Below are 21,771 nucleotides of genomic sequence, written 5' to 3' on the forward strand. Positions count from 1 at the left end.
CCCGTTCCCTGGCGGGAATAAATATGATATTTGTCATATAAAGTATAGGTCAGCCCTTCTTTCCTTTGGGATTGAGGTTATTATAGCCGGACAGCAGAGGAAATACAATGTGGCGCAGGATAAGATACCCTTGTGCACGACAAGATGCCATTTGGCTTATGTAAGGTTTGGATTTCTGATATTTTACATAGATTTTACATAACCTAAGCGTGTACTTTACACTCACCTGTTAAAATAATGATGGACAATGAGAAAATGCCGTGGTCCGGCCAGAATCCGGAGGACAGCAGTTTTTCATCGGAAACATAGGAAAAAGATACCGCCCCGAAGCGGAATGAGGGATACGTCAGGATTTCGAGTAAGTTTCAGACAGCGATATCCGTTGATGAGGGCAGAGGAGAGATGAGATGTCTATTAATGATGTAGGAATGTTGTTTTCTTTCATCGGCGGCCTGGGAATGTTCCTTTACGGGATGAATATCATGGCCGACGGCCTTCAGAAATCAGCCGGAGGAAAAATGCAGAAGCTGATGGGCTTTCTGACAAAAAACAGGCTGATGGCTATTCTTGTAGGCGCAGGAGTCACCGCTATCATACAGAGCTCTTCAGCCACCACGGTTATGGTGGTAGGCTTTGTAAATGCAGGTATGCTGGAGCTTGCCCAGGCAGTGGGCGTTATCATGGGCGCCAATATCGGTACTACCATTACGGCATGGATTGTTTCCATGAGCGAATGGGGGAGCGTAATGAAGCCGGAATTTTTTGCCCCGCTGCTTTTGGGGATCGGCGCGTTCCTCGTACTTTTTACAAAATCAGAAAAAAAGAAAAAAATCGGAGAGATTCTGGTAGGCTTCAGTATCCTGTTTATTGGCCTTTCCTTCATGTCCGATGCGATTAAGCCATACAGAGAAGCGCCCATATTTGCACAGGCTTTTGCCGTCCTTGGCAGGAATCCCGTTCTCGCGGTGCTGGCCGGCGCTGTGGTTACCGCCATTATCCAGAGCTCCTCGGCTTCTGTGGGTATCCTGCAGACGCTGGCGCTCAACGGTGTGGTAAACTGGCAGTCCGCTGTGTTCATTACGCTGGGCCAGAATATCGGGACCTGTGTGACCGCCCTGATTTCCAGCGCGGGAGCCGGGAAGAATGCAAAAAGAGCCTCTGTTATCCACCTGCTGTTCAATGTCATCGGCGCTGTGGTTTTCGGCATTATCATGTTTATCCTGTTCCGTTTTAATGCGGCATGGGGCGCGGCAGCCATTAACAGTGTGGAAATTTCTGTTTTCCATACAATTTTCAACGTACTCAATACCCTGATGCTGATTCCTTTTGCAAATAAGCTTGTCAAGCTTTCTACCTATATAATAAGGGATGATAAGGAAGCGGAGATCGCAGAAATAACGCCGGCAGGGGAAATGCGCCGCCATCTGGACGAACGTATTCTGGAAAACCCTGCATTTGCCATGGATACCGTGATGGGAGAGGTAAATGTGATGGGCCAGTCCGCCCTGGAAAACCTGAAGGCGGCCCTGGAAGGCGTGGAGACAGGCAACAAGGAACTGATCCGCTCTGTGTTTGATAAGGAAAAAATCATAAATGAAATGGAAAAGGTTCTCACCTCCTTCCTCGTGAGGGTGGATAATCTTTCCCTTACCGAGGGGCAGCATAAGGTGGTAAAAAATCTTTTCTATACCATCAGTGACCTGGAAAGGGTAGGAGATCACGCGGAAAATATCGCGGAGCTTGCCGAAAATATGCGCAAGGATGAGATCTCCTTTTCCAAGAAAGGCTTCAAGGATTTGAAGCTGATTTCCAGTGAAACCATACTGGCGCTGGAAAGCGCGCTGAAGGCCAGGGAGCTTTCCAGCACACAGGATGCAATTCAGGAAGCGGATTATGAAAGGAATGTGGATAAGCTGGAGGATGAGCTGCGGGAGAAACACATCCAGCGTCTTTCCAAAGGGAAATGCGAACCAGAAAGCGGCGTGGTATTCCTGGATCTGATCAGCAATCTGGAAAGAATCGCGGATCATGCCACCAACATTGCGGGGTATGTGGTCAGCGAATCCCGCAAACCACTTCCTGCGTTGGACGAAGAGTGATATACTGTTGTCAGAAACCCCGGTAGGAAGCGGCGAGAGTTCTGGTCCAGCTTCGTGCATGTGTGCGCCATGCTCTGCCTTCACTGCGGTTCCCTTTGGTCCGGCAGTATTCCCTGAAAAGGCACGCTTTCGCTCGGTTAAAAACGCAGCGGTACTAACGCCACAAAAGACGTGGCGTAAGGACCGGCGTTTTTAAACGGCCTTTACAGGGAACACTGCCGGGCCAAAGGGAACCGCAGTGAAGGCAGAGCACGGCGCCCACATACACGAAGCTGAACCAGAACCAGGCACATCTTGGCACCGGGTTTTATGAAAACAGGTTAAGGATTTAATGGCATGTGGCGGAATGGAGAGTAGGATGCAGAAGATATTTGTGATTGAGGATGATGAGAATATCCGGAATCTGGTGAAAATTGCTTTGGAAGGTTATGGCTATCAGGTGGCGGCTTTTGAGACTGCGGAGGAAGCGTTGGAGGTTGTTGGGAGGGAGAAGCCGGATTTGGCGGTTTTTGATTTGATGCTTCCCGGCATGGATGGTCTTTCTGCGATTCGGATTATCAGGGGGCGGGAGGATGAGCTGAAGAGTATGCCGATTATTGTGCTTACGGCTAAGGATAAGGAGTACGATAAGGTGGTGGGGCTGGACGGCGGCGCGGATGATTATGTGACTAAGCCCTTCGGGGTTTTGGAGCTGGCGGCGAGAATTCGTTCGCTGCTTAGAAGGGCGTCCGAGCAGCAGCCTGTGCAGTCCGAGGGAAAGGTGCGTCTGGGCGGTTTGTGTGTGGATACGGCAGCCAGGGAAGTGGCCATGAACGGGGAGCCGGTGGTTCTGACTTATAAGGAATATGAGCTTCTTATGTATCTGATCGATAACCGGGCCAGAGTGGTGGAGCGGGATGAGCTTCTTAACAAACTCTGGGATTATACGGCAGACATAGAAACGCGCACACTGGACATTCATATCCGTACCCTGCGCCAGAAGCTGGGCGAGGAAGGCAGCAGATATATCAAGACTATCCGCAGCGTGGGCTATCGTTTTGTGCTCCCGCAGGAGACGGAAAACAGGGATAATTAAATTATGAAACGAGCGATATTACTCCGGTTCGTAGCGATACTCATGCTGGCCCTCGCGGTCAGCAGTGTTTTTTCTTACTATTTTATCGGCAAAAATATGCTGAAAAGCAATCGGGAATCCATGCTGAATACCATTCATGTGGTGGACTATTCCCTGAATTATGACGGGGATCTGCAGGAACAGCTCAGCCGTCTGCATGAAGCGACCATGGATGAAAATTCCCGCGTCACCATTATCGGTGAAGACGGCACGGTAGTGGCGGACAACGAAATTGAACAGGTGGATTCCCTGGAAAACCATCTGGAGAGGGAAGAGGTGAAAGAGGCGCTGCGCAGCGGCTCCGGTTTTGCTACCAGGAATTCGGAAAGCCTGGGAGAGAACATGCTGTATGTGGCGGTTCATTCCAAGAAGGGACCCTATGTGGTGCGCATGGCGGTTCCTTATACCAATATGCTGGATTACATGATACTGATTTTCCCGGTGCTTCTTCTGGGCACAGGGATTGCTTTTGCCATGAGCGTCGTCATCGCCGTGCGTTTTACAAATACGATTACCACGCCCTTAAATGAGATTTCCAGGGAGATGGAAAAGGTGCGCAGCGACAATCCCAGCTTTACCTTTAAAACCTATAAATATAAGGAATTGAACGTGATTTCTGCAACCACCATGAAAATGGCGGAGGAAATCCGGGAGCACATGGATCGCCTGGAAAAGGAAAAACGTATCCGCCAGGAATTTTTCAGCAATGCCTCCCATGAGCTTAAAACCCCTATCACATCGGTGAGAGGCTATGCGGAGCTGCTGGATCAGGGCTTTGTGACGGATGAGGCCGTCAAAAAGGATTTTATTGCCAGGATTCTGAAGGAAACGGACAATATGACAAATCTGATCAATGATATCCTCATGATATCCAGGCTGGAAGCCAAGGAAGCGGAGGTGACCTACTCCACGGTGCGAATGGTGCCGCTGCTTACGGAAATTTTTGAATCTGTCGAACCCATTGCCGCGGAATATCAGGTAACGCTTCACAAGGAATGCGAGCCTGTCTCCATAGAGGCCAGCGCCAAACAGCTTCGGGAGCTGATTATGAATCTGGTCAGCAACGGCATCAAATACAACCATCCCGGCGGTAATGTATGGGTTGAAATCAGCGCCAGGGGGACGGATATGTGCGTTCGTGTCCGCGACGACGGCTGCGGAATCAGAAAGGAAGATCAGGACAGGATCTTCGAACGCTTCTACCGCGTGGACAAAGGACGCAGCAAAAAGATGGGCGGCACAGGGCTCGGCCTGTCCATCGTAAAACATATTGCGGAGTACTATAACGGTCATATTGAACTGGAAAGCGAGCCGGGGAAAGGCAGCTGTTTTGCGGTGACGATCCCGGGAAATCAGACGAAAAGTTGACAACTTCGCGGCTTTGCGGTAAACTTAGTCCTATATTCAGGTATATTACTGCTATGTGTATTGTGCTTGGACAAAGTACCTGGGTCTAAAGGAGGAGAAAAAATTATGGCAGAAACGAAGAAAACCGAAGCAAAGGAAACTGTAAAACCTGTTGAGAAAATCGCTGCAAAAGCTGATGCGCCCAAAATCGAAACCAAAGAACCCGAAAAAACACCAGCAGTAAAAGCGGCCGTAAAAGAGCCCGCAGAGGCAAAGGCACCTGCCAAAAAGGCGCCTGCAAAGAAAACAGCTGTAAAAAAGGAAGCTGTGAAGAAAGAGACAGTAAAGAAAGAAACCGTAAAGAAGGAAACTGTGAAGAAAGAGCCTGTTAAGAAAGCTCCTGTGAAAAAAGCGGCTGAGAAGCCCGCAGCAGCCCCTGCGAAAAAAGCAGCGGCCAGGGAAGAGATCAAAGAGACAGTAACCGTACAGTTTGCAGGAAAATCCTACTCATCGGAGGATCTGGTAAAAATTGCGAAGGACGTATGGAAATATGACCTGGGCAGAAACGAAGAAGAGTTCAAAACCGTAGAACTGTATGTAAAGCCGGAAGAGAGCAGTGTATATTATGTAATCAACGGAGACGTTACCGGCAGCTTTGCCATCTGATCCCAGGGAACAGAGGACTGTATTACATAGAACCGTTCTGACGCAGCATAAGGCTGCATATAACTTCACATCATTTACACGCCGTATCCGGACAGGAACGGCGGATCTTTTGTCTGATCCGTCCGATTCCGGCCTCTTTAAGGATACGGCGTTTCTTTTGAAAATGTTTCCTCATACAGGGATATTTGATTTTTTCTTAAGTTTACGTTCATGATTTTCATATTTTTTTCACTAATTTATTTCAAAAAACGAGTTGACAACGTTTGGGAGAAGTGATAATGTATGTTCAGAAGGTGTTAGCACTCCTAAGGGTTGAGTGCTAACAACTTAAAAAAGAGGTGAGGTAATGCAGAGCGAACTGGATGAACGTAAAATGAAGATTCTGCAGGCTATCATCCGGAACTATCTGGAGACGGGAGAGCCGGTGGGCAGCAGGACAATTTCCAAATATACGGATTTGAACCTGAGTTCAGCTACCATCCGCAATGAGATGGCTGATCTGGAAGAGCTCGGCTATATCATTCAGCCTCATACCTCGGCAGGCAGGATCCCTTCCGATAAAGGCTACCGTCTTTATGTGGACAGCATGCTGGAAGAGAAGGACAGGGAAGTCGCTGATTTGAAGGAGCTTCTCGTGGAGAAGGAAGATAAGATGGAACATCTTCTCCAGCAGGTAGCGAAGGTTCTTGCGGTAAATACCAATTATGCGGCAATGATTTCATCGCCGCTTTATCATGGAAACAAGCTGAAGTTCATTCAGCTTTCAAGAGTGGATGAACATCAGGTGCTGGCGGTTATCGTTGTGGAAGGCAATGTGATTAAGAACACAATGCTCCACGTGGACGAGGCGCCGGATCAGGAAACCATGCTTAAGCTCAACATCCTGCTGAATACGCATTTAAACGGCAAATCCATGGATGAGATTAATCTGGGGACAATAGCCAACCTGAAGCAGCAGGCAGGAATACACAGCAGCATGGTGGGAGAAATTATCGATGCGGTGGCGGAAGCCATTCAGGCGGATGAAGACCTGGAGATTTATACCAGCGGCACCAACAACATCCTTAAATATCCGGAGCTGGCGGATAAGGAGCTGGCCGGACAGCTTATTACCACATTTGAAGAAAAACAGGCATTAAACCAGATAGTTCAGGAAACACTTGCTGATGAGAACAGCACCGGCATACAGGTATATATCGGTGATGAGACCCCGGTACAGACAATGAAGGACTGCAGTATTGTTACAGCAACCTATGAACTGGGAGAAGGAATGAAAGGGACGGTGGGAATCATCGGACCGAAGAGAATGGATTACGACAGAGTCGTGGGCATTCTGAAGAATCTCATGAGCCAGCTGGATACGCTGTATAAGAAAAAATAGAAGTGTCAGGTACACAGAATGGAGTGAAGCAGAAAATGGAAAATAAAGATAACCGTAATCTGGAAGAAGAGATGGACACTGCTTCTGAGGCGAAGGCCGGAGAAGAGACAGCAGAAGCTCCCAGGACAGAGGAAACGGCAGACGCGGATACTGATTCTTCCGAAGGAAACGGAGAAGGCGGTGAAGCCGGGGCATCGGAGGATACCCAGGAGGATTCCGAACAGGCGGAGGATAATTCCTCTGTAGAAAAAGAGGGATTCTTCAAAAAGAAAAAGAAAGATAAAAAAGAAGAGGCCTTCAAAGTGAAAATAGACGAACTGGAAGACAGGGTAAAACGTCAGATGGCCGAATTTGAAAACTTCAGAAAACGTACCGACAAAGAAAAGGCAGCAATGTTCGAAACCGGAGCAAAAAGTGTGATAGAGAAAATCCTCCCGGTGGTTGACAACTTTGAAAGAGGTCTGGCAGCCGTACCGGAGAATGAAAAGGATTCCGCTTTTGTGGAAGGCATGAACAAGGTATATAAACAGCTGATGACCGAGCTGGACAACATGGGAGTAAAGCCCATCGAAGCTGCAGGTCAGGAATTCGATCCTAATTTCCACAATGCAGTGATGCATGTGGAGGATGAGGAATACGGTGAGAACATCGTAGTGGAGGAATTCCAGAAGGGTTACACATATCATGACGCTGTGGTAAGACACAGTATGGTTAAGGTGGCAAATTAAGTATTTCAGGCATGGCCTGATGAAATAGCCGTATTAAGCGGTAGAATGGAGGAGAATCATGAGCAAAATTATTGGTATCGACTTAGGTACAACAAATAGCTGTGTGGCAGTAATGGAAGGTGGAAAGCCCACCGTTATCGCCAATGCGGAAGGCGCAAGAACAACACCCAGTGTTGTCGCATTCACCAAGACAGGGGAAAGACTGGTAGGAGAGCCTGCAAAGCGTCAGGCAGTAACCAACGCGGACAGAACGGTTGCTTCCATCAAGAGACATATGGGAAGCGACTACAAGGTAGACATTGACAGTAAGAAATACTCCCCGCAGGAAATTTCCGCAATGATTCTGCAGAAGCTGAAAGCAGATGCGGAGAACTATCTGGGAGAAAAAGTAAACGAAGCTGTTATCACAGTTCCCGCTTACTTCAATGACGCACAGCGTCAGGCAACCAAGGATGCAGGAAAGATCGCAGGCCTGGATGTTAAGCGTATCATCAACGAGCCTACGGCAGCAGCGCTTGCCTATGGCCTTGATAATGAAAAAGAACAGAAAATCATGGTATACGACCTGGGCGGCGGTACCTTCGATGTTTCCATCATCGAAATCGGTGACGGCGTAATCGAAGTACTTGCAACCAACGGTGATACACGTCTGGGCGGTGATGATTTTGATAATAAAGTAATCGACTGGATGGTAAGCGAATTCAAGAAGCAGGAAGGCATCGACCTTTCCGGCGACAAGATGGCTATGCAGAGACTGAGAGAAGCTGCAGAAAAAGCCAAGAAAGAGCTTTCCAGCGCAACAACAACCAACATCAACCTTCCTTTCATCACAGCAACAGCAGATGGACCGAAGCACTTTGATATGGATCTGACAAGAGCCAAATTTGACGAACTTACCCATGACCTGGTGGAAAGAACAGCAATCCCCGTGCAGAACGCCCTGAGAGATGCGGGAATCACAGCATCTGAGCTTGGCAAGGTACTGCTGGTAGGCGGTTCCACACGTATTCCTGCCGTACAGGATAAGGTAAAACTGATGACAGGCCATGAGCCCAGCAAGACCCTGAATCCGGATGAATGTGTTGCTATCGGCGCTTCCATCCAGGGCGGCAAGCTGGCAGGCGACGCAGGCGCAGGCGATATCCTTCTTCTGGATGTTACCCCTCTGTCCCTGTCCATTGAAACCATGGGCGGTGTTGCTACAAGGCTGATTGAGAGAAATACTACCATTCCTACAAAGAAGAGCCAGATTTTCTCCACAGCGGCAGATAACCAGACTGCAGTTGATATCAACGTACTGCAGGGTGAAAGACAGTTTGCAAAGGATAACAAATCTCTCGGCCAGTTCAGACTGGATGGTATCCCGCCGGCAAGACGCGGTGTTCCTCAGATTGAAGTTACCTTTGATATCGATGCCAACGGTATCGTAAATGTATCCGCAAAGGATCTGGGCACAGGAAAAGAACAGCACATCACCATTACCGCAGGCTCCAATATGTCTGAAGGTGATATCGAGAAAGCGGTAAAGGAAGCTGCTGAGTACGAAGCTCAGGATAAGAAGAGAAAAGAAGCAATTGACACAAGAAATGAAGCTGATTCCTTCGTATTCCAGACAGAAAAAGCGCTGGAAGATGTAGGTGACAAGATTCCGGAAGCTGACAAGGCAAGCGTACAGGCAGATCTGGCTGCTCTGAAGACTCTGCTGGATCAGACCAAGGATCAGGAAATGACAGAATCCCAGGTTGCAGATATGAAGGCTGCCCAGGAAAAACTGATGCAGAGCGCACAGACCCTGTTCTCCAAGGTTTATGAGCAGGCGCAGGCAGCCGGCGGCGCAGCAGGCGCAGGCCCTGACATGGGCGGTGCAGCCGGAAGCGCAGGCTCCGCACCGGATGATGATGTAATTGACGGTGATTTCAGAGAGGTTTAAGCTTAAAAAATACAACACTAGGGGGCACTGCCGTGTCCCTTAGTGTTGCGTTCAGAAAAAGATGATTCTGCGGTGAATGCAGAACCAAGGGAGGCATATTTATGGCGGAACAAAAGAGAGATTATTATGAGGTCCTAGGCGTTGAGAAGAATGCTGACGACGCAGCCATTAAGAAAGCATACAGAGTCCTCGCCAAAAAATACCATCCTGATATGAACCCGGGAGATGCGGAGGCGGAAAAGAAATTTAAGGAAGCATCGGAGGCATATGCGATACTGAGTGATCCTGAGAAACGGCGCCAGTACGACCAGTTCGGCCATGCAGCCTTTGACAACGGCGCAGGTGGCGGCGGCTTCGGCGGCTTTGATTTCAACAGCGCAGATTTTGGCGATATTTTCGGTGATATATTTGGTGATTTCTTCGGCGGCGGATCCCGCAGAAGCGGCAGGGCGAGCAATGCACCCATGAAGGGCGCCAATCTTCGTACCAGTGTGCACATAACCTTCGAAGAAGCGGTATTCGGTACATCTAAGACCATAGAACTGAATGTAAAGGAAGAATGTAAGACCTGTCACGGAACGGGAGCCAAGGAGGGCACACAGCCCATTACCTGTCCCAAGTGCGGCGGTAAGGGCCAGGTGGTGTTTACCCAGCAGTCCTTCTTCGGCACGGTCCGCAATGTACAGACCTGTCCGGACTGTAACGGCACCGGCAAGGTAATTAAAGATAAATGTACTGACTGCCATGGAAGCGGTTATGTACCCATGAAGAAGCGGTTTGAGGTGGATATCCCTGCGGGAATCGACAACGGCCAGTGCAAGCGTCTGGCTGGCATGGGAGAACCGGGCGTCAACGGCGGCCCCAGGGGAGATGTGCTTGTAGAAGTCATTGTAGGGCGTCATCCCATATTCCAGCGCCAGGATTACAATATCTATTCCACGGTCCCTGTATCCTTTGCCGTAGCGGCTCTTGGCGGCGAGGTAGTTATTGATACGGTGGACGGCAAGGTTATTTATGATGTGAAGCCCGGAACCCAGACGGACACCAAAATCCGCCTGAAGGGAAAAGGCGTTCCCAACCTGCGTAACAAAGAGGTGCGCGGCGACCATTACGTAACTCTTGTAGTCCAGGTACCCGACAAGCTTTCCGGCGAAGCCAAGGAACTGCTCAGAAAATTCGACGAAGTTTCCGGCGACAGCCTGAATGCGGCGAAGAGAATGGGCGATGGCGGAACTGCGGAAGGGAAAGAAAAGAAGAAAAAAGGATTCTGGAAATAGGAATTTCCGGATTCCTGACAGATAACAAAAGGCAGCCCGCGGGGCTGCCTTTTGTATATAGCGGCGTTTCTCCGGAGGGAACGGGTAGATAACAGACGAGCGCCTTAGGAGCGCTTTGCATAAGAGAACGCTGTATGAATGGAATACAGCTGTCAGGAAAGCGGCTTAAAATAAATCCGGCTGTCCTCACCGCCCGTATCCGGCCGGTTTCCCATATAAACAAATCCGTATTTTTCATAGAACCCAATATGATCCGTAGCCAGATATACTTTTTTATGTCCCTGCCTCCTGGCTTCTTCACAAGCATGGCTGATGATTTGCTCACTGTATCTGTGTCCCCGGTACTCAGGCGCTGTAAATACAAACCCCATCCAGGGAAACAGCCGGATATCATCGATACAGTCCTGATGTGTCAGGGTAACAAAGGAAACAAGTTCATCTTCATCGCACAGAAGAAAAAGCTTGCCGCCTGTTCCCAGCACCGTTTCAAACCGGCCGTCCCTGAGCAGCACTGCCAGATATTTTGCTGCACTCCAGTTGCAGCTCCCGATTTTTTCTATCCAGCATTCTTTTTTCCCATCTTCAAAATATTCGATTATCTGCATAAAGGGCCTCCTTGAAAATGATTTTTTCCCCACATGGACCTGTGCCATCCGGTATTCTGCGCGCGCGTATACGGACGGCAGCCGACGCGGTGGTTAAGGATAGTAAACCTCATGCCAGTATATCTTTGGCGCCGTTATCTGTTGCTCAAGTGTCTGCGGAAAAATAATTGATTTAATTATATCAGCCTGGAAACTAAAAGGACAGGTGTAATTGCAGTATGATTTGATGAATGGCAGACAGAAATAACAGATAAGAAATAACAGATAAGAAGCAACAAATAAGAAGCAACAAATAAGAAGCAATAAATAAGGAGCAACAGATAAAAATCAGAATTTCAGCCAGCTGAATAATTGAGCCGGGTAATAAAAATCAGATTTTTCCCGATGCGGGATGTCTGGTGCAGGGGTGTGCTATGTGTTAGAATAAAGAAAAACAGGCAGGCGGATACTATATAATCCGCAGAAAGAATGTATAGAAGAAAAAATGTAAACTAATTATAAATAAAAAATGTAATCAGAAAGGCGGGAACAGAATGCGGAAAAATGAAGAAGGAAAGCTTGTGGATGAAAATGGTCTGACGGAGGAGGAGTTTCTCAGCCAATATCAGCCCCGGGATTATGAACGTCCGTCGGTTACGGTGGACATGCTCATTTTTGCTGTGGATAAGTCAGGCGAAAACAAGAGGCTTCTGTTGATAAAGCGGAAAAATCATCCGTATTTGGGCTGTTGGGCGCTGCCGGGAGGCTTTGTGGAGATGAAGGAGTCTCTGCGGGAGGCGGCCGCCAGGGAATTGGAGGAGGAAACAGGCGTAAAGGGAATGCGTCTGGAGCAGCTTTACACATTTGGAGAGGTGGAGCGTGATCCCCGTACACGGATAATTTCGGTGGCCTTTATGGCTGTTGTGGATGATGAAGAGCTTTCAGTCCGGGCCGGGGACGATGCAGCGGAAGCTGTCTGGTTCCGGGTTTGGAAGGAGGAAGGGGAAAACGGGGAATGTATTTTCCTGGAATCAGCAGAAGCGGGAGTTCGTTTTGCCTATGCGGTGGAAAAGGAAGCGAAGGGTGAAGGCGAACGGAGGTGCAGGCCGATATTTGATGTGGAAGCGGAACGGGGACTGGCCTTCGATCATATAGAGGCGGTCCGTATGGGGCTGGAACGTTTGTAATAGTAGTAACTGACAGTTTATACTTAACTGCTGTTGAACCCGGGTAATCCTTGCTAAGCCGACATGCCTATGATAGACTGGAAGCTGATAGAATTGTGAAGCTGTAACTCAACGGAGGTAAAGCATGAAAAAGCCATTACCAATAGATGTTGATGATTTTAAAAAGCTTATTACAAGCGGATATTATTATGTTGATAAAACGTTGTTTATAAAGGAACTGTTAGATAAAAAAGGAGATGTAAATTTATTTACAAGGCCCAGGAGATTTGGGAAAACACTTAATATGAGTATGCTGAGATATTTTTTTGAGAAGAAAGATTCTCAGCCCGAATTGGAGGAAAATAAAAAGCTGTTTGATGGTCTGGGCATCATGGAAGCAGGAGAACGGTATAGAGGGGAGATGGGAAGGTATCCTGTTATCTGTCTGACCTTGAAATCCGGTAAACAGCGTACTTATCAATCGGCCTATCATAAGCTGCGAAGAGAACTGGCCAATGAATTCGACAGGCATAGGAAAATAAAAGAGAGGCTTTCTCCAGAAAAAGCGGTCAGATATCAAAAAATTCTGGAGGAAACCGCTTCCGAAGATGATTTTTCAGGAGCCCTTCAGTTTTTAAGCGAGGCACTTTGGGAGAGTACAGGTCAAAAATCGATCATATTAATAGATGAATATGATGTTCCGCTGGAAAATGCTTATTTCAATGGTTTCTATGAAGAAATGTCGGATTTTATCCGTTCGCTTTTTGAATCTGCCTTAAAGTCAAACCCTTATCTTGAGTTTGGAGTGATCACGGGATGCCTGAGAATAACAAAAGAGTCGATTTTTACAGGGTTGAATAACCTGAAAATGGTATCCATCCTCAGCAATATATATGATGAGTACTTTGGTTTTACTCAAAAGGAAACCGAGGCGTTGTTAGATGAATACGATCGGGCAGATAAGATGGAAATAATGAAGGAATGGTATAATGGCTATCGGTTTGGTAATGCCGAGGTCTATAATCCCTGGAGTGTACTTAATTTTCTTGATGCGCTTCGGGAAAATGCAGGAGCCTTGCCGATGCCGTATTGGGCGAATACAAGCTCGAATGATATTGTTAAAAGCCTTGTAGAGCGGGCGGATATCTCAGTCAAGGGAGAACTGGAGCATTTAATCGATGGCGGGGTGATTGAAAAACCTGTACATGAAGATATTACTTATGACAGTATATACGGTTCAGATGATAATCTATGGAACTTTTTATTCTTTACCGGATATCTGAAGCTGGTGGACAGACGGCTGCAGGCTGAAACGGAATATATCTTAATGGCCATTCCCAATATTGAGGTTAAGCATATTTTTAAGGGTACCATACGGAACTGGTTTACTGAGGAAATTGAAAAGAAAGATCTGGGAAAGTTTTTTACTGCGATTGAGCGGGGAAATGTGCGATATATGGAAGAAGAACTCTCAGCCTGTCTGCAGGAGACGATAAGCTTTTATGACTATGCGGAAAATTATTATCATGGATTTTTAACAGGATTGCTGAAAACACAAAATAAATACCGGGTGATATCCAATCAGGAGTCGGGGCTGGGAAGGCCGGATATTATTATGAAGTCCGCAAGTATACGCGGGCTTGCAATTATTATGGAGCTAAAGGTGGCAGACGATTTTTCGGAAATGGAAGCAGGGTGTATCCAGGCGCTTAACCAGATTGAGACGCGAAAATATTCAATGGAATTAGAGATGGAGGGATATAAAGATATTATAAAATATGGTATCTGTTTCTATAAAAAAGAATGTATGGTCCTAAAAATTTAATCTTGCGTTTTAACTTATTGAAACAACAGTTGGTTAATGGTATAATATGCCGAAGTATGAACTTGAAAAAAGATGGAATACAGAAGGTTTCTTTGAGTTTTATCTTTACAGCAGATACCTTTCGGCCGGATAAAACAAAGGCATCTGTCCTGCCTGCATAAAGGAGCGGAAGGAGCGTTTTGGGAAGAGCCGAAATTAAAGCCTTATTTTATTTAGGTTTTTGGGAAAGGCCAGAAGAGGCGTCGGCTTCTTTTGGCTATCTTCATTTTATGTCGGAGTCCTGCGGATCGTTAAAGGCAATTCCTGTCATTGAGGAGACGGGAATTATCATTACGGATGAAACTGTAAGGCTGATTTCCGGGCTGTGAAAAATTATGGATAAAGAATACCTGTAAGGAGCATATAATATGAAATGGAAAAAATTCAGGATAAAAACAATAACGGATGCGGAGGACATAATTATCAGCACCCTTTATGATATTGGCCTGGAAGGGGCGCAGATCGAGGATAAGGTGCCGCTGACGGCCGCGGAAAAGGAGCAGATGTTCGTGGACATCCTGCCGGATGGGCCGGAGGATGACGGGATTGCGTGGCTCAGCTTTTTCGTGGAGGAAACAGAGGACGGGCATCTTCTGGTAGACGGCAAAGAGACGGACGAGGAGTCCGTTATGGAAAATGTGCGCAGGGAGCTGGAGGAGCTGCGGATATTCTGCGACATTGGAGAAGGAAGCATTTCCGTGGATGAGACGGAGGATATTGACTGGATCAATAACTGGAAGCAGTATTTTCACCAGTTTTATATTGATGATCTCCTTGTTATCCCTTCCTGGGAAGAGGTGGAGGAAACGGATAAGGACAAGATGGTCCTTCATATTGATCCTGGTACGGCCTTCGGGACGGGGATGCATGAGACAACACAGCTTTGCATCAGGCAGCTGAAAAAGTTTGTGACGCCGGAAACCGTGCTTCTGGATGTGGGCACCGGCAGCGGAATCCTGGGGATTCTTGCGCTGATGTTCGGAGCAAGGAGCGTGGTGGGAACTGATTTGGATCCCTGCGCAGTGGAAGCGGTACGTGAAAATCTGGAATCCAATCATATTGACCCGGATAAATTCGAAATGATGATTGGCAATATCATTACGGAAAAAGAAGTTCAGGATCGGGTGGGGTATGGCTGTTATGATATTGTGGCGGCAAATATCCTGGCTGATGTACTGGTAAACCTGACGCCGGTGATCTGCAGCCAGCTGAAGCCGGGAGGAATCTATATTACTTCAGGAATTATAGATGACAAGGAAACAACGGTGGTAGATGCGGTAAAGGCTGCCGGGCTGGAGCTTCTTGAGGTCAATTATCAGGGTGAATGGGTTGGCGTGACGGCGAGAAAGCCAGTGTGACAGTAACAGCCAGTTTGACAGGAGAGCGGGAATCGGAATGTATCAGTTTTTTGTGGAGTCCGGGCAGATTCAGGGAAAGACGGTTATCATCACGGGAAGTGATGTGAATCATATTAAGAATGTACTGCGTATGAAGCCGGGAGAGGAAATCGCGGTAAGCAACGGCGTCGATGGACGGGAGTACAGATGCGGGATTGAGGAAATCCGGGAAGACGAGGTGGTTTGCACGCTTCGTTTTATCAAAGAGGATGGGCTGGAGCTGCCTTCCAGGATTTACCTGTTCCAGTGTCTGCCTAAGGCGGATAAAATGGAGCTTGTCATCCAGAAGGCGGTGGAGCTGGGGGCCTTTGCAGTGGTGCCTGTGGCGGCTAAGCGCTGTGTGGTAAAGCTGGATGCGAAAAAGGAAAAGAGCAAGCTGGCAAGGTGGCAGGGAATTGCCGAGTCTGCGGCCAAGCAGAGCAAACGCCGCATCGTACCGGAGGTAATGCCGGTGATGTCCATGCAGGAGGCGCTGCATTTTGCAAAGGATATGGATGTGAAGCTTTTTCCTTACGAGCTGGCTGAAGGTATGGGAAAGACAAAGGAGCTGATCGCAGGCATCCGCCCCGGCCAGTCCATCGCGGTTTTCATCGGGCCGGAGGGCGGTTTTGAGGATGGTGAGGTGGAGGCTGCTTCGGAGTGCGGTTTCGTGCCGGTGACACTGGGGCGGCGCATTCTGCGGACGGAAACGGCAGGCTTTACCGTGCTTGCCTGGATTATGTATCAGCTGGAGGCGGATCAGGGCGTTTAGGAGTACCAATTGTCGAAAGCAGACATATAATAAGTTAGGCGGATTCCGATTGGGGAGTCCGCGCTTCTTTACCGGCAAATCAAATACAGAAAGTTGGGAAAAATTATGGAATGCTATCTGGATAACTCTGCTACGACAAAATGCTTTGACAGCGTAGCGGCTATCATGACCCAGGTCATGTGTCAGGACTATGGCAATCCATCCAGTATGCACATGAAAGGAGTGCAGGCAGAGCAGTATCTGCGCTATGCCAAAGATGTGATTGCAAGAATCCTGAAGGTGAATGAAAAAGAGATTTTCTTCACCTCGGGAGGTACGGAATCGGATAATCTTGCCCTCATCGGAAGCGCTTATGCAAACTGCCGGGCAGGAAGGCATCTGATAACAACCTCTATTGAACACCCGGCAATCCTGCAGACGATGCAGTATCTGGAAGGACAGGGCTTTGAAGTGACTTATCTGCCGGTGGACTGCTATGGGCGGATCCGGCTGGAGGATTTGGAGTATGCAATGAGGCAGGATACGATTCTGGTATCCATTATGCATACGAATAATGAGCTCGGTTCCCTGCAGCCTGTCGCTGAGGCGGGCAGGCTGATTAAACAGATGAATCCGGGAACGCTTTTTCATGTGGATGCGGTGCAGGGATTTGGTAAATACAGGATTCTGCCGAAAAAAATGGGAATCGATATGCTGTCTGTGAGCGGACACAAGATTCACGGGCCCAAGGGCGTGGGATTTCTTTATATCAATGAAGCGGTAAAAATCCAGCCGATTATTTTCGGCGGGGGCCAGCAGCGCGGCATGCGTTCCGGGACGGAAAATGTACCGGCAATTGCAGGGCTGGCGAAGGCCGCCGAGGAGATGTATGGAAATCTGGATGAGGATGTGAACAGGCTGTATGCTTTGAAGCAGATGTTTATTGACGGTGTGACACAGCTGGACGGCGTGCAGATTAACGGGCTGACCGGGCGTGAGAGCGCGCCTCATGTTATCAGTGTTTCTTTCCGGGGAATCCGGAGCGAGGTTCTGCTGCATGCGCTGGAGGAGCGGGGAATTTATGTTTCTTCGGGAAGCGCATGTTCTTCCAATAAGCCGGGAACGGCGGCATCGGCTACGTTGCGGGCGATTGGTCTGGATAAGGAGCTGATGGGCTCTACGCTTCGTTTCAGCCTGTCGGTGTTTACCACGGAGGAAGAGATCCGTTATGCGTTGAATGCGTTGTATGAGATGGTGCCCATGCTGCGCAGGTTTACAAGAAGATAGAGTCGGCGTCCGGCCTTTTGGCCGGACGAAAAACCGGCAGGAGTCGTTGGGCTGTCGGGCGGCATGTGAAAAGCAGCCGGGCAGGGCAGGATAGGAGGATGTATGGTTTTTAAGGCGTTTTTGATAAAGTACGCAGAAATCGGCGTAAAGGGAAAGAACCGGGGGATTTTCGAGGATGCGCTTGTGCAGCAGATTAAGTATGCGCTGAAGCGGTGTGAGGGAGATTTCGCGGTTCATCGTACCCGGGGCAGAATCTATGTGGACGTGCTGTCTGAGGAGTATGATTATGATGAGACGGTGGAGCATCTGCAGAGGGTGTTCGGTATCGCGGAAATCTGTCCGATGGTGCAGGTGGAGGACGAAGGGTTTGACAAGCTGTGCGGTACGCTTGTGGAATATATGGACGATGTGTATGCGGACAAGCATATTACGTTCAAGGTGAGTGCGAGAAGGGCAAGGAAGAATTATCCGCTGGATTCTATGACGATCAATTCAGAGGTGGGCGGCGTCCTGCTGGATGCGTTCCCGGATATGAAGGTGGATGTGCATAAGCCGGATGTGATGCTGTATATTGAGATCCGGGAGAAGATTTATATTTATTCCATAGAGATTCCCGGGCCGGGAGGAATGCCGGTGGGGACGAATGGTAAGGGGATGCTGCTGCTTTCGGGAGGGATTGATTCTCCTGTGGCGGGGTATATGATCGCAAAGCGCGGTGTGAAGATTGATGCGGTTTATTTTCATGCGCCTCCGTATACGAGCGAGAGGGCGAAGCAGAAGGTGGTGGATCTGGCAAAGCTGGTGTCAAGGTACAGTGGGCCGATTTATCTGCATGTGGTGAATTTTACGGATATTCAGCTGTATATTTATGAGAAGTGTCCGCATGATGAGCTGACGATAATTATGAGAAGGTATATGATGCGGATTGCGGAGATGATCGCAAGGGATACGGAGTGTCTGGGGCTGATTACGGGCGAGAGTATCGGGCAGGTGGCTTCTCAGACGATGCATTCGCTGGCGGCTACGGATGATGCGTGTGAGATGCCGGTGTACAGGCCGCTGATTGGGATGGATAAGCAGGAGATTATTGATATTTCTGAGAGGATTGGGACGTATGAGACGTCGATTTTGCCGTTTGAGGATTGTTGTACGATCTTTGTGGCAAAGCATCCGGTGACGAAGCCGAATTTGAATGTGATCCGGAAGCATGAGAGGTTTTTGGATGATAAGATCGATGAATTGGTGAAGATGGCTGTGGAGTCGAAGGAATTGGTGGTTGTGGGGAAGGATTGAGATGGTTTGGGGAGAGGAGTGAGGGGCGGGCTCGGGGAGGCGCTGCGCTGTCCCCATCGCTAATGGGGGGAGGAGGTAGGCTCGGGACCGGGGGTCCCATCGCTAATGGGGGGAGGAGGTAGGCTTGGGACCGGGGTCCCATCGCTAATGAGAGGAGAGGGAGACGGGCTCGGGGCGGGGGCCCCATCGCACGGGTGGATCGAGCCGGACAGGTTTCAGAATCCCCTGCGGGAATTCTGAAACTTTGCGGCTGTCGCCGCATGCAAATCCCCAAATAAGAACTGCCCGAAATGCAGATAATAAAGGGCGGTTATCTGTATTTCGGGCAGTTCTTATTTGGGGTTTGCGCCCGGCTCGTAGCTATAAAAAAAGAAAGGAACAAGTTCCCTTTCCCTTCTTTTTTGTGGGGTGGTCTCTTGCCCTTTTCTCTCATTTGTTTTTAACTTGGACGGTTGCGGGAAGGATTAAACCATGTAAGGCTTGAGTACTTCCAGAACTTCGTCAGAGTTATCCTCAGCATGGATGTTCAGGTCGATCGGCTTGGATAAGTCGAGGCTGAAGATGCCCATGATTGATTTTGCATCGATTACGTATCTTCCGGATACTAAATCAAAGTCATAATCAAATTTGGTAATGTCATTAACAAATGATTTTACCTTATCAATGGAATTTAATGAAATCTTAACGGTTTTCATTTTGTTTTACCTCCTTATTTGTTGGATAACAATGGCCGGCATACCGGTTACGTTATCTTATACCTTCTGCTTACATATTAAAGGGATGGGGGGTAAAAGTCAAGCACCAAACATGACAAAAATAGTGGGGAATAATATGAAAAGTGTAGCATTACATAATTTGGGTTGTAAAGTAAATGCCTATGAGTTAGAGGTAATCGGACAAAAGTTACAAGAAAAAGGATACGATATTGTATCATTTGATAAAAAAGCGGATATATATATCGTAAATACGTGTACTGTGACAAATATTGCGGACCGGAAAAGCCGGCAGATGCTGCATCGGGCGAAGAAGATGAACCCGGATGCGGTGGTGGTGGCAGTGGGTTGTTATGTGCAGGCGGGGAAGGAAGAGGCATTGCTTGACGGCAGTATCGATCTGGCTGTGGGCAATAACAGGAAGAAGGATATTGTGGAGATTCTGGAGGCCTTTCTTGCAAAGAGGGAGAAGGCCGGCGGGAGGGAATCCGGCGGTGATGTGTGGGAGGAGAAGACGCTTTCCCGGCGTTCTGTAGTGGATATCAGCCGGGAGGAGGCGTATGAGGAGATGACGCTGCTTCGGCCTCAGGATGAGGAGGGGATCGGTGGAGAAGCCGGTTCTAACGTGGGGCGCGGCCCTGAAGATGGGGATCCGGCAGGCGTTGGCGGAGGGGCTTTTGGTGCCGGCGGAGAGTCCGGAGAGACGGCGCTGTCTGCCCATACGAGGGCTTATATCAAAATCCAGGACGGCTGTAATCAGTTTTGTTCCTATTGTATTATACCGTATGCCAGGGGCAGGGTGCGCAGCAGGCGTCAGGAGGATGTGCTGCGGGAAATCAGGGGGCTGGCGGAAAGCGGTGTTAAAGAGGTAGTCCTGACAGGGATTCATCTGAGCTCCTACGGGATGGATTTCATTGATAAAACAGATGGGGATTATCTGGAAAACGGGAAGGATTTGCGGGGAACAGCCATGGAAAGGGCGTATCTGCTGAATCTGATCAGGGATATTGCAGCTGTTGACGGGATTGAAAGAATCCGGCTGGGATCACTGGAGCCGAGGATTATTACGGAGGAGTTTGCCGGCGGCCTGGCTGCGCTTCCCAAGGTGTGCCCTCATTTTCATCTTTCCCTGCAAAGCGGCTGTGATGAAACCTTAAAAAGAATGAATAGACATTATACGACGGAGGAATACTATGACAAGGTGGCGCTTCTCAGGCGTGTTTTTGCCAATCCCGCGGTTACGACAGATGTGATTGTAGGATTCCCCGGGGAAACGGAGGAAGAATTTGCGGTGACAAAGCGTTTCCTGGAGAAGGTGAATTTCTTCGAAATGCATGTGTTTAAGTATTCCAGGCGTCGGGGAACCGTGGCTGCCGCCATGGATAATCAGGTGCCGGAGCAGGTGAAGGCGCAGCGCAGCGCCGGGCTGCTGGAGCTGGAGCGGCAGCAGTCAGCGGCATACAGACAGGGCTACATAGGGAATGAAATTACGATTCTCACGGAAGAAGCCAGGGAAATTGACGGAAAAGAGTATCGTGTCGGCCATACCGAAACGTATGTGAAGGCGGCGGTTTTGGCAGAAAAGGCGGGAGGAAACCAGTTAATATCCGGCAGGGCGGTAAAACTGCTTGAGGAAGATATCCTTCTGCTGGAAAACTAGATCCCAGGATTTCTCCGTCTGGCCTGTACAGAGGATTTCCCTGCGAGTGCCTTTGTGTATGGATGTGGAAAAAACGGACCGAAGATAAAAAGGCATTATTACAAAAAAACGGATTCGTTATTGCACACATTAAATTACGTTGAAATTTTCCGGAAAGTAGAGTAAGATAGAATGGAACAGGTATCTTGACAGGAATGCCGCCCTCTGTTTTATATGAAAACGGCAGGCGGAAGACGGAATGGAGTATAAAATGCAGGACCAGGATTTTGGCAGCACGCAGTATTTTAAGGTGGAAAAAGAGCCGGAGAACGGGGTAAAGGTTATCCTCGCTGCGGTTTATGAAGCACTGACGGAAAAAGGTTATAACCCGGTTGACCAGATAGTGGGATATATTATGTCCGGAGATCCGACTTATATTACCAGCCATAAGAACGCAAGAGGCATGATTATGCGTGCGGAGCGCGACGAGCTGGTGGAAGAGATGCTCAAGGAGTATATTAAGAACAATAACTGGGACAAGCGGTAAGCGCGGCCT

The 21,771-nt window shown here is 48.5% G+C and carries 19 protein-coding genes; 17 read left to right on the plus strand and 2 right to left on the minus strand.

The annotated features are described in order from the left end of the window. Positions 1-407 precede the first annotated feature (407 nt). From DXC51_RS24490 to dnaJ, 8 genes are all read left to right on the plus strand, one after another. Positions 408-2,099 (plus strand): Na/Pi cotransporter family protein, encoded by a 1,692-nt coding sequence (locus tag DXC51_RS24490; protein ID WP_025488378.1) that lies wholly within the window; start codon positions 408-410, stop codon positions 2,097-2,099. A gap of 358 nt (positions 2,100-2,457) precedes the next feature. Next, on the plus strand, positions 2,458-3,174 hold the full coding sequence (locus tag DXC51_RS24495; RefSeq protein ID WP_117545578.1) for a response regulator transcription factor: 717 nt from the start codon (positions 2,458-2,460) through the stop codon (positions 3,172-3,174). 3 nt (positions 3,175-3,177) lie between these two features. After that, positions 3,178-4,581 carry a sensor histidine kinase gene (locus DXC51_RS24500; protein WP_117545579.1) on the plus strand — a complete coding sequence of 468 codons (1,404 nt, stop codon included), beginning with the start codon at positions 3,178-3,180 and terminating at the stop codon, positions 4,579-4,581. A 105-nt stretch (positions 4,582-4,686) separates the two neighbouring features. Beyond that, on the plus strand, positions 4,687-5,226 hold the full coding sequence (locus DXC51_RS24505) for a DUF6465 family protein (protein ID WP_025488380.1): 540 nt from the start codon (positions 4,687-4,689) through the stop codon (positions 5,224-5,226). Between the two features lie 346 nt (positions 5,227-5,572). Beyond that, positions 5,573-6,607: a heat-inducible transcriptional repressor HrcA gene (hrcA, locus tag DXC51_RS24510; protein WP_021634604.1), complete on the plus strand. Its 1,035-nt coding sequence runs from the start codon at positions 5,573-5,575 to the stop codon at positions 6,605-6,607. A gap of 35 nt (positions 6,608-6,642) precedes the next feature. Beyond that, complete coding sequence (gene grpE / locus DXC51_RS24515) at positions 6,643-7,335, plus strand: nucleotide exchange factor GrpE (RefSeq protein WP_025488381.1); 693 nt, start codon at positions 6,643-6,645, stop codon at positions 7,333-7,335. 58 nt (positions 7,336-7,393) lie between these two features. Beyond that, a complete protein-coding gene (dnaK, locus tag DXC51_RS24520; RefSeq protein WP_117545580.1) occupies positions 7,394-9,265 on the plus strand; it encodes a molecular chaperone DnaK in 1,872 nt (623 codons plus the stop codon). A gap of 101 nt (positions 9,266-9,366) precedes the next feature. After that, complete coding sequence (dnaJ, locus tag DXC51_RS24525) at positions 9,367-10,542, plus strand: molecular chaperone DnaJ (protein WP_117545581.1); 1,176 nt, start codon at positions 9,367-9,369, stop codon at positions 10,540-10,542. A gap of 152 nt (positions 10,543-10,694) precedes the next feature. On the opposite strand, the gene DXC51_RS24530 is transcribed toward dnaJ, so the two are convergent. After that, complete coding sequence (locus DXC51_RS24530; RefSeq protein WP_181970188.1) at positions 10,695-11,147, minus strand: GNAT family N-acetyltransferase; 453 nt, start codon at positions 11,145-11,147, stop codon at positions 10,695-10,697. Between the two features lie 533 nt (positions 11,148-11,680). Between DXC51_RS24530 and DXC51_RS24535 the strand changes: the two genes are divergently transcribed. The 7 genes from DXC51_RS24535 (at position 11,681) to thiI (ending at position 18,863) form a co-directional block, all read left to right on the plus strand. Next, the gene (locus DXC51_RS24535) at positions 11,681-12,313 is read left to right on the plus strand and encodes an NUDIX domain-containing protein (protein ID WP_117545583.1); all 633 of its coding nucleotides are present in this window, start codon (positions 11,681-11,683) and stop codon (positions 12,311-12,313) included. A 124-nt stretch (positions 12,314-12,437) separates the two neighbouring features. After that, positions 12,438-14,117, plus strand: a complete 1,680-nt coding sequence (locus DXC51_RS24540; protein ID WP_117545584.1) for an AAA family ATPase — start codon at positions 12,438-12,440, stop codon at positions 14,115-14,117. 179 nt (positions 14,118-14,296) lie between these two features. Then, positions 14,297-14,485 carry a hypothetical protein gene (locus tag DXC51_RS24545; RefSeq protein ID WP_025488385.1) on the plus strand — a complete coding sequence of 63 codons (189 nt, stop codon included), beginning with the start codon at positions 14,297-14,299 and terminating at the stop codon, positions 14,483-14,485. Positions 14,486-14,524: 39 nt separating this feature from the next. Then, positions 14,525-15,514 carry a 50S ribosomal protein L11 methyltransferase gene (gene prmA / locus DXC51_RS24550; RefSeq protein WP_117545585.1) on the plus strand — a complete coding sequence of 330 codons (990 nt, stop codon included), beginning with the start codon at positions 14,525-14,527 and terminating at the stop codon, positions 15,512-15,514. A 37-nt stretch (positions 15,515-15,551) separates the two neighbouring features. Next, entirely contained in the window at positions 15,552-16,304 is a 753-nt protein-coding gene (locus DXC51_RS24555; protein WP_117545586.1) for a 16S rRNA (uracil(1498)-N(3))-methyltransferase, read from the plus strand. Positions 16,305-16,409: 105 nt separating this feature from the next. Continuing rightward, on the plus strand, positions 16,410-17,570 hold the full coding sequence (locus DXC51_RS24560; protein ID WP_021634593.1) for a cysteine desulfurase family protein: 1,161 nt from the start codon (positions 16,410-16,412) through the stop codon (positions 17,568-17,570). A gap of 102 nt (positions 17,571-17,672) precedes the next feature. After that, positions 17,673-18,863 (plus strand): tRNA uracil 4-sulfurtransferase ThiI, encoded by a 1,191-nt coding sequence (gene thiI, locus DXC51_RS24565; RefSeq protein WP_117545587.1) that lies wholly within the window; start codon positions 17,673-17,675, stop codon positions 18,861-18,863. A gap of 464 nt (positions 18,864-19,327) precedes the next feature. On the opposite strand, the gene DXC51_RS24570 is transcribed toward thiI, so the two are convergent. Beyond that, positions 19,328-19,558 carry an HPr family phosphocarrier protein gene (locus tag DXC51_RS24570; RefSeq protein WP_009251471.1) on the minus strand — a complete coding sequence of 77 codons (231 nt, stop codon included), beginning with the start codon at positions 19,556-19,558 and terminating at the stop codon, positions 19,328-19,330. 136 nt (positions 19,559-19,694) lie between these two features. On the opposite strand from DXC51_RS24570, the gene mtaB reads away from it, so the two are divergent. Together mtaB and DXC51_RS24580 are read left to right on the plus strand one after the other, a co-directional pair. Then, positions 19,695-21,236 (plus strand): tRNA (N(6)-L-threonylcarbamoyladenosine(37)-C(2))-methylthiotransferase MtaB, encoded by a 1,542-nt coding sequence (gene mtaB / locus DXC51_RS24575; protein ID WP_117545605.1) that lies wholly within the window; start codon positions 19,695-19,697, stop codon positions 21,234-21,236. A 250-nt stretch (positions 21,237-21,486) separates the two neighbouring features. Continuing rightward, positions 21,487-21,762: an IreB family regulatory phosphoprotein gene (locus DXC51_RS24580; protein WP_025488388.1), complete on the plus strand. Its 276-nt coding sequence runs from the start codon at positions 21,487-21,489 to the stop codon at positions 21,760-21,762. Positions 21,763-21,771 lie beyond the last annotated feature (9 nt).

It is taken from the genome of Eisenbergiella massiliensis (genome assembly GCF_003435485.1).

What these genes read in the sequence shown, in the direction of transcription:
- hrcA (WP_021634604.1), top strand. Translation starts at nt 5,573, where the DNA reads ATGCAGAGCGAACTGGATGAACGTAAAATGAAGATTCTGCAGGCTATC.
- DXC51_RS24540 (WP_117545584.1), top strand. Translation starts at nt 12,438, where the DNA reads ATGAAAAAGCCATTACCAATAGATGTTGATGATTTTAAAAAGCTTATT.
- DXC51_RS24490 (WP_025488378.1), top strand. Translation starts at nt 408, where the DNA reads ATGTCTATTAATGATGTAGGAATGTTGTTTTCTTTCATCGGCGGCCTG.
- DXC51_RS24505 (WP_025488380.1), top strand. Translation starts at nt 4,687, where the DNA reads ATGGCAGAAACGAAGAAAACCGAAGCAAAGGAAACTGTAAAACCTGTT.
- dnaK (WP_117545580.1), top strand. Translation starts at nt 7,394, where the DNA reads ATGAGCAAAATTATTGGTATCGACTTAGGTACAACAAATAGCTGTGTG.
- DXC51_RS24530 (WP_181970188.1), bottom strand. Translation starts at nt 11,147, where the DNA reads ATGCAGATAATCGAATATTTTGAAGATGGGAAAAAAGAATGCTGGATA.
- grpE (WP_025488381.1), top strand. Translation starts at nt 6,643, where the DNA reads ATGGAAAATAAAGATAACCGTAATCTGGAAGAAGAGATGGACACTGCT.
- prmA (WP_117545585.1), top strand. Translation starts at nt 14,525, where the DNA reads ATGAAATGGAAAAAATTCAGGATAAAAACAATAACGGATGCGGAGGAC.
- DXC51_RS24570 (WP_009251471.1), bottom strand. Translation starts at nt 19,558, where the DNA reads ATGAAAACCGTTAAGATTTCATTAAATTCCATTGATAAGGTAAAATCA.
- dnaJ (WP_117545581.1), top strand. Translation starts at nt 9,367, where the DNA reads ATGGCGGAACAAAAGAGAGATTATTATGAGGTCCTAGGCGTTGAGAAG.
- DXC51_RS24560 (WP_021634593.1), top strand. Translation starts at nt 16,410, where the DNA reads ATGGAATGCTATCTGGATAACTCTGCTACGACAAAATGCTTTGACAGC.
- DXC51_RS24535 (WP_117545583.1), top strand. Translation starts at nt 11,681, where the DNA reads ATGCGGAAAAATGAAGAAGGAAAGCTTGTGGATGAAAATGGTCTGACG.
- DXC51_RS24555 (WP_117545586.1), top strand. Translation starts at nt 15,552, where the DNA reads ATGTATCAGTTTTTTGTGGAGTCCGGGCAGATTCAGGGAAAGACGGTT.
- DXC51_RS24495 (WP_117545578.1), top strand. Translation starts at nt 2,458, where the DNA reads ATGCAGAAGATATTTGTGATTGAGGATGATGAGAATATCCGGAATCTG.
- DXC51_RS24500 (WP_117545579.1), top strand. Translation starts at nt 3,178, where the DNA reads ATGAAACGAGCGATATTACTCCGGTTCGTAGCGATACTCATGCTGGCC.
- DXC51_RS24580 (WP_025488388.1), top strand. Translation starts at nt 21,487, where the DNA reads ATGCAGGACCAGGATTTTGGCAGCACGCAGTATTTTAAGGTGGAAAAA.
- thiI (WP_117545587.1), top strand. Translation starts at nt 17,673, where the DNA reads ATGGTTTTTAAGGCGTTTTTGATAAAGTACGCAGAAATCGGCGTAAAG.
- mtaB (WP_117545605.1), top strand. Translation starts at nt 19,695, where the DNA reads ATGAAAAGTGTAGCATTACATAATTTGGGTTGTAAAGTAAATGCCTAT.